The organism is Burkholderia sp. Bp9143, from assembly GCF_003853645.1.
In the GTDB taxonomy this organism is placed as follows: domain Bacteria; phylum Pseudomonadota; class Gammaproteobacteria; order Burkholderiales; family Burkholderiaceae; genus Burkholderia.
In genome coordinates, this window is sequence record NZ_QTPO01000071.1 from 26,774 (window position 1) to 36,197 (window position 9,424).

General features: G+C 66.8%; 7 protein-coding genes, 1 tRNA gene and 2 riboswitches. Of the genes, 3 read left to right on the forward strand and 5 right to left on the reverse strand.

The genetic code is table 11. The annotated features are described in order from the left end of the window. Nucleotides 1-42: 42 nt before the first annotated feature. The 4 genes from gcvT to DIE23_RS35360 all read right to left on the reverse strand — a co-directional run bounded on the left by gcvT (nt 43) and on the right by DIE23_RS35360 (nt 4,211). A complete protein-coding gene (gene gcvT / locus DIE23_RS35345; RefSeq protein ID WP_124617034.1) occupies nt 43-1,161 on the reverse strand; it encodes a glycine cleavage system aminomethyltransferase GcvT in 1,119 nt (372 codons plus the stop codon). 86 nt (nt 1,162-1,247) lie between these two features. After that, nucleotides 1,248-1,380: riboswitch (glycine riboswitch) on the reverse strand. A gap of 31 nt (nt 1,381-1,411) precedes the next feature. Beyond that, a riboswitch (glycine riboswitch) is annotated at nt 1,412-1,516 on the reverse strand. A gap of 121 nt (nt 1,517-1,637) precedes the next feature. Beyond that, complete coding sequence (locus DIE23_RS35350; RefSeq protein ID WP_124617035.1) at nt 1,638-2,006, reverse strand: hypothetical protein; 369 nt, start codon at nt 2,004-2,006, stop codon at nt 1,638-1,640. A gap of 205 nt (nt 2,007-2,211) precedes the next feature. Continuing rightward, nucleotides 2,212-3,264 carry an oxidoreductase gene (locus DIE23_RS35355; protein WP_124617037.1) on the reverse strand — a complete coding sequence of 351 codons (1,053 nt, stop codon included), beginning with the start codon at nt 3,262-3,264 and terminating at the stop codon, nt 2,212-2,214. Nucleotides 3,265-3,500: 236 nt separating this feature from the next. Next, nucleotides 3,501-4,211, reverse strand: a complete 711-nt coding sequence (locus DIE23_RS35360; RefSeq protein ID WP_124617039.1) for an SGNH/GDSL hydrolase family protein — start codon at nt 4,209-4,211, stop codon at nt 3,501-3,503. Nucleotides 4,212-4,490: 279 nt separating this feature from the next. On the opposite strand from DIE23_RS35360, the gene DIE23_RS35365 reads away from it, so the two are divergent. Next, on the forward strand, nt 4,491-6,578 hold the full coding sequence (locus DIE23_RS35365) for a UvrD-helicase domain-containing protein (RefSeq protein ID WP_124617041.1): 2,088 nt from the start codon (nt 4,491-4,493) through the stop codon (nt 6,576-6,578). A 97-nt stretch (nt 6,579-6,675) separates the two neighbouring features. On the opposite strand, the gene DIE23_RS35370 is transcribed toward DIE23_RS35365, so the two are convergent. Next, a complete protein-coding gene (locus DIE23_RS35370; protein WP_124617043.1) occupies nt 6,676-7,575 on the reverse strand; it encodes a cytochrome c5 family protein in 900 nt (299 codons plus the stop codon). A gap of 251 nt (nt 7,576-7,826) precedes the next feature. Between DIE23_RS35370 and DIE23_RS35375 the strand changes: the two genes are divergently transcribed. Both DIE23_RS35375 and DIE23_RS35385 read left to right on the forward strand, forming a co-directional pair. Next, a tRNA-Arg gene (locus DIE23_RS35375) sits at nt 7,827-7,902 on the forward strand. A gap of 1,186 nt (nt 7,903-9,088) precedes the next feature. Continuing rightward, nucleotides 9,089-9,424: helix-turn-helix domain-containing protein (locus DIE23_RS35385; protein ID WP_124617047.1), on the forward strand; the 336-nt coding region annotated here is incomplete at its 3' end.

Sequence of the window (9,424 nt, forward strand, 5' to 3'; positions counted from 1 at the left end):
CCCGGCTTCCCGGGAGGCGGCCTCCCGGTCGCTTCTCGGTCGTTACGCAGCGAGGACCTTGCCGTTGCGCACGAACGGCAGTTTTACCACGCGCGCGGGCAGTTGCTTGTCTCGAATCTGCACATGGATCGTGTCGCCGACCTGGACGGCCGCCGGCACGCGCGCGAACGCGATCGATTCCTGCATCGACGGCGAGAACGTGCCGCTCGTGATCTCGCCTTCGCCGTGCGGCGTGACGACCTTCTGATGCGCGCGCAGCACGCCGCCCGCCTTGCCGTTTTCCTTCTGCAGGATCAGGCCGACGAACGCGGCGCGCGTGCCGTCGCGCTCGAGCGCGGCGCGGCCGACGAACTCGCGCGGCGCCGACAGGTCGACCGTCCACGCAAGGCCCGCGTCGAGCGGGGACACGGTCTCGTCCATGTCCTGACCGTACAGGTTCATGCCGGCCTCGAGGCGCAGCGTGTCGCGCGCGCCGAGCCCGCACGGGCGCACGCCGTTTTGCTGCAGCGCGGTCCACAGTGCTTCGACGTGCACGGCCGGGACGATCACTTCGAAGCCGTCCTCGCCGGTGTAGCCGGTGCGCGCGACGGTGAGATCGCCGAACGGCGTGCCGGCGACCTGCGCGGCGTTGAACGGCTTTAGTTCGCTGGTCGCGGCGCGCGCGGCAGGCACCGTCGTCCAGACCTTTTCACGGGCGTTCGGGCCCTGAACGGCGACGATCGCGAATTCGCGGCGCGGCGCGATGGTCAGCCCGTAGCCGCCTTGTTCGTTGAGCTGGTTGAACCACGCGATGTCCTTCTCGGCCGTGCCGGCGTTGACGACGACGCGGAAGAAGTCTTCGGTGAAGTAATAGACGATCAGATCGTCGACGACGCCGCCCTGCGGGTTGAGCAGGCACGAGTAGAGCGCCTTGCCGGGGGTCTTGAGCTTGCCGACGTTGTTGGCGATCGCGTGCTCGAAGAATGCGCGCACGCGGCTGCCGGTGAAGTCGACGACGCACATGTGTGATACGTCGAACATGCCGGCGTCGGTGCGCACGGCTTCGTGTTCTTCGATCTGCGAGCCGTAGTTGACGGGCATGTCCCAGCCGCCGAAGTCGACCATGCGGGCATTGAGCGCGCGGTGCGCGGCGTTGAGCGGGGTTTGATTCAGTGCAGTCATCGAGGCCTCAGGCAAGGCGCTTGCGCGCGGGTCAGAACGGCCATGTGCCGACCGTCGCGGCCTTGGGGCCTGCGAAGCGATCCGGTCCATGCCCCTCTGTCCTCGATACCTGAGAGATTGCGCTGCGGGCAAAGCCGGCGAACGCGCGCCCCTTCGGTGGGCAGCCTGCCCGCGCTGCCATTGCGCAGCGGGCTACTGCCGCTCTCCAGAGTGCGGGGAGTGCGGCCCGCGCAATGCGCGGACGGGCTTCCCCGACGCGGTCGGTCCTTTTGCCTGAGAGTTTGCGGGTGTGCCCCTTCGGCGGCGCGACCGGCGTTGCTAGCTATGCGGTCACACGCTCTCCCGACGCGTGCGGGCGACTGTACGCGAGCGGGTGGGCATTGTCAATTTGAGCAAAAGAATGTCGCTTCGCGACAAGCGGCGGCGTGTGGCGCCACCGCTTTTGCCGGCACCGGCGGGCGCCGGCATTGCCGGTATCACTCGCCGATCGCGCGCGCGGCCGTGTCGAGTTCCTGGTTCAGCACGTGCTGCTCGTCGCCGGACAGGCCGCCGTTGTGCTGGGCCGACATGTCGTTCGCTTCCTGGCGGATCACGTCGAGGCGGTGGTGCAACTGCGCGCCGTACGGCGGCGGGTAGTAGCCGCCGTTGACGCGCGCGTCGATCCGGCGGTGCAGGTTGTCGATCCGGCCCTGGACCTCCAGCAGGCGATCGTTCGCGACGACCTGCGGATTCGGCCGCGGCGGGGGCGGGGGCGCCTGTCGGGCCGGCCGCTGCGGCTGCACGACACAGGCCGCGAGCGAGGAAACCAGGACGCAGCATGCCGCTGCGCGAATCAACCGTTGCATCACATTCTCCTGACGGTTTGGTGTCGGATCGACTTTTTGAGAAACGCTTCAGACCGGACGACCGCTGACTTTCGTTCCCGCACCATTTGTAACGGAATGTTCGGGACCGTGCCGCGGTGGCGGCTGAAGCAGGGCCGCTGCCGGAGTGTGGCACGGCGCGGGATGGCGGCCGCGGCCGGGTCGGCATCGACCCGGCCTGCGGCCGTCAGACGGTGCGGCGCACGAACGGTACCCGGCGGCCTTCGTGCTCGCTCTGCGCGGCGAGCTCGATGATCGTCATCACGTCGACGGCATCCTGCGGCGTGACCGGGAACGGCGCGCCGTCGTGGACCGACGCGGCGAGCGCGCGATAGAACTCCGCGTACTGGCCGTCGAGCGTCGGCACCGGCCGCTCGACCTCGACGTCGCCGTCGAGCGTGCGCAGCACGCCGGGCGGGTTGCCGCCGCCGAACTCGACGTGGTCCGGCGTGAGGCCGGCCTTCAACTGGTCTTCCTGCGTGTCGAGCCCGAACTTCTGGTAGCTGCCGCGCGTGCCGTGCAGCGTGAAGCGCGCGGGCTCGATCGCCGACAGCGCGCTCGCGTGCAGCGCGACGTCCTTGTCCGGATAGCCGAGCAGCAGGTGCACGAAATCGGGCGCCGTGCCGTTGTCGCGGCGCGTCTTGACCGTGGCGCTGACCGTTTCCGGCAGCCCGAACAGCGCGAGCGCCTGGTCGATCAGGTGCGGGCCGAGGTCGAGCAGCAGGCCGCCGCCGCGTGCGGGCTCCTCGCGCCAGCGCGTGCGCGGCGTCGGACGGAAGCGGTCGAAGTGCGACGCGAAATAGGTGAGCCGGCCGAGTTCGCCGGACTGGACGATGCGGCGCACGGTGAGGAAGTCGCCGTCCCAGCGGCGGTTGTGGAACGGCGCGAACAGGCGGCTGCGCGCGTTCGCGAGCCGTGCGAGCGCGAGCGCTTCGTCGGCGGTGAGCGTGACGGGCTTGTCGACGACGACGTGGCGGCCGGCTTCGAGCACCTGGCGCGCGAGCGTGAAGTGCGTGTCGTTCGGCGTGGCGATCACCACGCAGTCGATGTCGTCGAGGCCGAGCAGCGTATCGAGATCGGGGACGATGCGTGCGCCCGGATACGCGGCGCGCGCGCGATCGGGCTGCCCCGTCGCGATCGCGGCGACCTCGGTGCGGCCGCTCGTGGCGATCACGGGCGCGTGGAACGTCGCACCGGCGAAACCGAAACCCATCAAACCAATCCTGAGCAATGACGACATGGCAATCCTTGGCTGCATACGAAACGAAAGGATGGCGCGCCGAGGAGGCGCGAGGACGATCGGCTATTTTGGCATGGCGCGGCGGCCCGCACCGACGCGTTCGGCAAAATGCACGGCCGGGTGCGGCGCACGCGCGGTCGCAGCCGGCGTTTGGCGCGGCACCGGAGGATACTGCGCGCGGTTGGCCGTGCGGTCGGCGGCGTGGGGTGCGGCCGGCATGCCGGCAGCGTGCCGCGTCATGCGGCTGCCCGCTGCAGCGGCACGGCATTGGCCACTTGCGCGGCCCACGCGGCGCAGGCGGCCGCGCCCGGATGAAAGCCGTCGGCGGCCATCAGGTGGCGTTCGAGCGGCAGTGTGACGCGCAGGAACGTGCAGTTCGGCTGGGTCGCGGCCCAGTCGGCGAGTGCGGTATTGAGCCGCTTCGCACGCAGCCCGAGATACCACGCGAGCGGCTGCGGTAGCGCCGGAAAGCGCTCCATCGGCGGCACCGCCGACAGGATCACGTGCCCGACCTGGAAGCGCGCGGCGAGCAGCCGCACGAGTTCGGCCTGCTGCGCCTGCCAGCGGGCCGGCGGCACGCCGCCCGTCACGTCGTTGACGCCGAGCGAGGTCACGGCCACGTCGAACGGCTCGGCTGGCTCGGTCGCGAGCCAGTCGACGAGTTCCCGCGTGGTCAGCCCGGTGCGCGCGAGCAGCTTCCAGCTGACCCCGTGGGTGAGCGCGAGCGTGCGCGCCAGCTGCCCGGACAGCGCGTCGTGCTGCGACGCGACGCCGACGCCAGCGGCGGCCGAATCGCCGACCACCAGCACGCGCAGCGGCGGGCCGTCGCCGGCCACGCCGTCGCGCGGGCCGGCCGCCTCGGGCAGCCGTGGCGTGACGCGGCGCACGTGGCGCCCCTGGAGGAACAGCAGCGGGCCGAGGGCGGCGGTGGCGAACGGGTATCCCATGAAGTCGATCCGGTGGCGATGCTGACGGGCCCGGCGCGGGGGCGCGCCGACGTGCGTCCATTGTGGCCGATCAGGCCGTGGATGGGGCCGGATTGGCCGATCGGGCAGGGCGCCAAACGGCAGCCTGCCCGTGCGGCCCCGTCCGGCGGGGCTCGCGAAAAGCGCGCCGCCGACGTGTTAACATGCGCGTCCTGCCCCGCGTGTCCGCCTGCATTCCAGGCCTGCCGCGCGCGGCATCCTCCCGGCGTTCCGCCGTCAACCGCAACATCATCCGCCATCATGTCCGCAGGCCTCAACCCCGCTCAGAACGAAGCGGTGCGCTACCTCGACGGTCCCTGCCTCGTGCTCGCCGGCGCGGGCAGCGGCAAGACCCGCGTGATCACGCAGAAGATCGCGCATCTGATCGAAGCGAAAGGCTTCGAGCCGCGCCACATCGCGGCCGTCACGTTCACGAACAAGGCCGCCGCCGAAATGCGCGAGCGCGTGTCGAAGCTGCTGGAAGGCAAGACGCTCACCACGCCCGGCAAGGAAGGCCGCAAGGTGCCCGTCAACCAGCTCACCGTGTGTACGTTCCACTCGCTCGGCGTGCAGATCCTGCGCCAGGAGGCAGAACACGTCGGCCTGAAGCCGCAGTTCTCGATCATGGATTCGGACGACTGCTTCGGGATGATCCAGGAGCAGATCGGCACCACCGACAAGGGCCTGATCCGCAAGATCCAGAGCACCATCTCGCTGTGGAAGAACGGCCTGATCATGCCCGAGGAGGCGATGACGATCGCGGCCAACGAGGACGAGCACCAGGCGGCGCTGGTCTACCGCAACTACGTCGCGACGCTGCACGCGTACCAGGCGGTCGACTTCGACGACCTGATCCGCCTGCCGGCCGAGCTGTTCGCGAAGAACGAGCAGGTGCGCGACCGCTGGCAGAACAAGCTGCGCTACCTGCTGATCGACGAATACCAGGACACCAACGCGTGCCAGTACGAGCTGCTGAAGCTGCTCGCCGGCCCGCGCGCCGCGTTCACGGCGGTGGGCGACGACGACCAGGCGATCTACGGCTGGCGCGGCGCGACGCTCGAGAACCTCGCGCAGCTCGGCAAGGATTTCACGAAGCTGCACGTGATCAAGCTCGAGCAGAACTACCGGTCGACGGTGCGGATCCTGACCGCCGCGAACAACGTGATCGCGAACAATCCGAAGCTGTTCGAGAAGAAGCTGTGGTCCGAGCACGGGATGGGCGACTCGATCACCGTCACGCCGTGCAACGACGAGGAACATGAAGCCGAATCGGTCGTGTTCCGGCTGTCCGCGCACAAGTTCGAGCGGCGCGCGCAGTTCCGCGACTACGCGATCCTGTATCGCGGCAACTTCCAGGCGCGGATCTTCGAGCAGGTGCTGCGGCGCGAGCGGATCCCGTACGTGCTGTCGGGCGGCCAGTCGTTCTTCGACAAGGCCGAGATCAAGGATCTGTGCGCGTACCTGCGCCTGATCGCGAACGCCGACGACGATCCCGCGTTCATCCGCGCGGTCACCACGCCACGCCGCGGGATCGGCAACACGACGCTCGAGGCGCTCGGCTCGTTCGCGGGCCAGGCGAAGGTGTCGCTGTTCGAGGCCGTGTACATGGGCGGGATCGAGGCGCGGCTGTCCGCGCGGCAGGTCGAGCCGCTGCGGATGTTCTGCGACTTCATCCAGCGCCTGACCGATCGCGCGGACAAGGAGCCCGCGACCGTCGTGCTCGACGACATGATGGAAGCCATCCACTACGAGGCCTACCTGTACGACGCGTTCGACGAGCGGCAGGCGCAGTCGAAGTGGCAGAACGTGCTCGAATTCCTCGAATGGCTGAAGCGCAAGGGCACCAAGCCCGAGACGGAAGCCGTCGACGGCGAGGCCGAAGGGTTCCACAACGCGGACGGGCTTGCGGACACCGGCAAGAACCTGCTCGGCCTGATCCAGACCGTCGCGCTGATGTCGATGCTCGAAGGCAAGGACGAGGATCCGGACGCCGTGCGGCTGTCGACCGTCCATGCGTCGAAGGGGCTCGAGTATCCGCACGTGTTCCTGGTCGGCGTCGAGGAGGGCATCATGCCGCACCGCGGCGGCAGCGAGGACGACGGCCCGATCGACAGCGAGCGGATCGAGGAGGAGCGCCGGCTGATGTACGTCGCGATCACGCGTGCGCAGCGCAGCCTGCACCTGAACTGGTGCAAGAAGCGCAAGCGGGCGCGCGAGACGGTCGTGTGCGAGCCGTCGCGCTTCATCCCCGAAATGGGCCTCGACGAAGCGCCGCCGCCGACGCCGGAGGAAGCGCCGATGACGCCGAAGGACCGGCTCGCGAGCCTGAAGGCGCTGTTGCAGAAGTGATGCGGTGCGTTTCGGCGCGCTGACGCCCGGGCGATCCGGATAAGAAAACCCCCCGCGATGCGCGTGCACCGCGGGGGTTTTTTCTGACCGGCAGGCGTTACTTCGACGCGTTGACCATGTAGTCGACGGCCGCCTTCACGTCGGCGTCGGACGCGCTCGACCCGCCCTTCGGCGGCATCGCGCCCTTGCCGTGCAGCGCGTAGTTGTAGACGGTATCCATCGAGTCCTTCAGGCGTGGCGCCCAGTCCTCCTTGCTGCCGAACTTCGGCGCGCCGAGCACGCCGGCCGCGTGGCACGCCTGGCAGACCTGCGTGTACAGCGCCTTGCCGGCTGACGCGGCGTCGGCGCTGGTCGGCGCGGCGGCGGGCTTTTCGCCTGCCTTCGGAATCGCGGCGATCGCGGCCATCGCGGCGGCGGCCTGCGCGTTCGATGCATCGGCGCCCGATGCGCCTGCCGCACCCGCCGCGCCGCTCGCCGCCGGCGCCGCATTGGCGGCCGGGGCAGCCGGTTCGGGGAAGTTCGCGCCGTCGTTGTTCGCCATGTAGACGATCGCGCGCGCGATTTCATAGTCGCTGACGTCGTCGGGGCTCGTGCCGCCGCGCGGCGGCATCGCGCCCTTGCCCGACAGCGCCGTTTTCAGCAGCGTGTCGAAGCCCTGCGAGATGCGTGGCGCCCAGTCGTCCTTGTTGCCGAACTTCGGCGCGCCGGCGGCGCCCGTGCCGTGACAGGTCACGCACACGGCCTTGTAGACTTCCTCGCCGGTCTTGTACGTGCGGGGCGCATTGGCGTCCTTCACGTCGATCTTCGCGAGCGGTGCGATCCGCGCGGCGACCTGTTCGTCGGATAGCGCATCCGTGCCGGCGCCCGAACGGAACGCATGGTTGGCATAGGTGGCAAACAGGACGATCAGGGCGATCGGAATCGCGAATGACGCGATGACGACGGCAATCAGCTGCCCGGGGGTTTTGACGGGAGATTCGTGGGGTGCTTCGCTCATGCTTGCCTCGTCTCCGTGATTAGGAATTGTGAGCGCGGTGCAACGGCAAAATGGCAGTCCAATGAAGCACGGACGATTATAGACGGAACGTTTACATCACGGCGAGCGGCGCGAAGGCGCGTGTTTACCCGCACGAATGGGGGCCTGACGGGGATTCGGCGGGCAAGGTGGACGCGTCATGGGAAACCGGGTATCCTTGCCGTCTTGCCAATGGTAGGCGGCCAGTTTTTGGGGTCGTTTCACCGTCACACGCGCCCGTAGCTCAATGGATAGAGTACTGCCCTCCGAAGGCAGGGGTTGCTGGTTCGATCCCAGCCGGGCGCGCCATCTACGACGCGGGTTTGCCGCGAATTCTTCCCGTTGCATTAGCCGGTCCTTCCTAGCCGTGGACTTCCCGTGGACTTTTTCGGCCGTGATATCGGACGAGACCGCCCACTTTGAGCTTGGCAGGATCGCACGCACAAGCGTGCTGCACAGACTTATAGCGACCCGGAGTATTTCTCGCTTGCCGGCTCCTTTTGAGGCCTCGACGCCTTATTCGGGGCACCGCCGCGTGTAGGAGCAAGCCGCAAAGCTCGATAGGATCACTTTGGACCCAAATACGAGTCGGCAGCTTGCCAGTTAGGTCTTTTTGATTGTGATGGGCGCTAATTCCGTGCGGCAACGCGGGCAGGGGCCATCTTGGCGCTATACCAGCCCAAACAGGCGGTGCGCGCCGGGTCAGATATCACTTGAGCTTCTCAGCACGTCAATCCCTGCCACGAACTCTTCATCGTGGGAGACCGATATGCCAAATATCGCGCGTTTCCTTATTGAATTATTAAAAATAAATCTGTACGCGTCGAATTAAGAAGATTTGGCAAGTTTATCAAGGGAAATCGGAATTTCGGCGCCGAAAAGGCAAAAAAATCGGGACTATGCTTCACGTAGCTCAGTAAATTCGTTGCGCGTACGGCAAAGTACGCAAACGCAAAGGTGAACCGATGATTCCGCAACAGTCGGCCTCCAGCATTGATCAATTTTGCGAGGCCCACGGTATTTCGAGGGCCTTTTTTTACGAACTTGTTGCTTCCGGACGTGGCCCGCGCCTGATGAAGCTTGGTCGGCGGGTTCTCATCTCTCATGAGGCCGCAGCAGACTGGCGCCGTGAAATGGAAGCGCGGACCGCGACTCACCCCCCCAATCGTTAAGAGGCTGCGGCTGGGACGCCTCGTCTAGCGCTAGGTCTGTGACTGCCGATACATGCACGAACGGTATCCACAGATTGCTGATATCGAAGCGCTTCTCAGCGGCATGCTGGCTAATCAGGCCAAGGTCCGAATTGCTGGCGATGTGGAGGTATCAAAGTGAGCCATCACCGATTGGGATATCAGGCGTCTCGGGATCCATGGCGGCGTCCCCATCGTCTTGCACGCCAAATCGGCTGCACTGCGAATCCTGCTACGAAATGTCGACTTGTGCGGGCGCTTTTCAATGCACTGAAGCGGTCGATTGCCGAAGCCGGAGACCGGTGATGGCGATCAACGCCATACGAATCGTCTGGCAGCATTTTCCGCGAGGTGGCAGCGAAATGCTCGTCATGCTGGCGCTTGCCGATTGGTGCAACGACGACGGCAAAAGTCTCTATCCGTCGATGAATGCCATTGCGAAAAAGTGCAGGTTGTCTAAGGCGCAAGCACGGCGAATTGTGCGCCGGTTTATTGCCGAAGGGTTGGTTGAGGTCCTCGCGAATGCGGCTGGCGGCAATCCCGGTCAAACTCCACACTATTGGCTAGAGAGCGTCAAGCAGCACGGCCGGTCAGCGACAACTATTTTGGCCGGTCAACGGGGTAGTTGTCGTTGGGTATCA

Coding starts and splice junctions, on each gene's coding strand:
- DIE23_RS35370 (WP_124617043.1), bottom strand. CDS start 7,575: ATGAGCGAAGCACCCCACGAATCTCCCGTCAAAACCCCCGGGCAGCTG.
- gcvT (WP_124617034.1), bottom strand. CDS start 1,161: ATGACTGCACTGAATCAAACCCCGCTCAACGCCGCGCACCGCGCGCTC.
- DIE23_RS35350 (WP_124617035.1), bottom strand. CDS start 2,006: ATGCAACGGTTGATTCGCGCAGCGGCATGCTGCGTCCTGGTTTCCTCG.
- DIE23_RS35360 (WP_124617039.1), bottom strand. CDS start 4,211: ATGGGATACCCGTTCGCCACCGCCGCCCTCGGCCCGCTGCTGTTCCTC.
- DIE23_RS35355 (WP_124617037.1), bottom strand. CDS start 3,264: ATGTCGTCATTGCTCAGGATTGGTTTGATGGGTTTCGGTTTCGCCGGT.
- DIE23_RS35365 (WP_124617041.1), top strand. CDS start 4,491: ATGTCCGCAGGCCTCAACCCCGCTCAGAACGAAGCGGTGCGCTACCTC.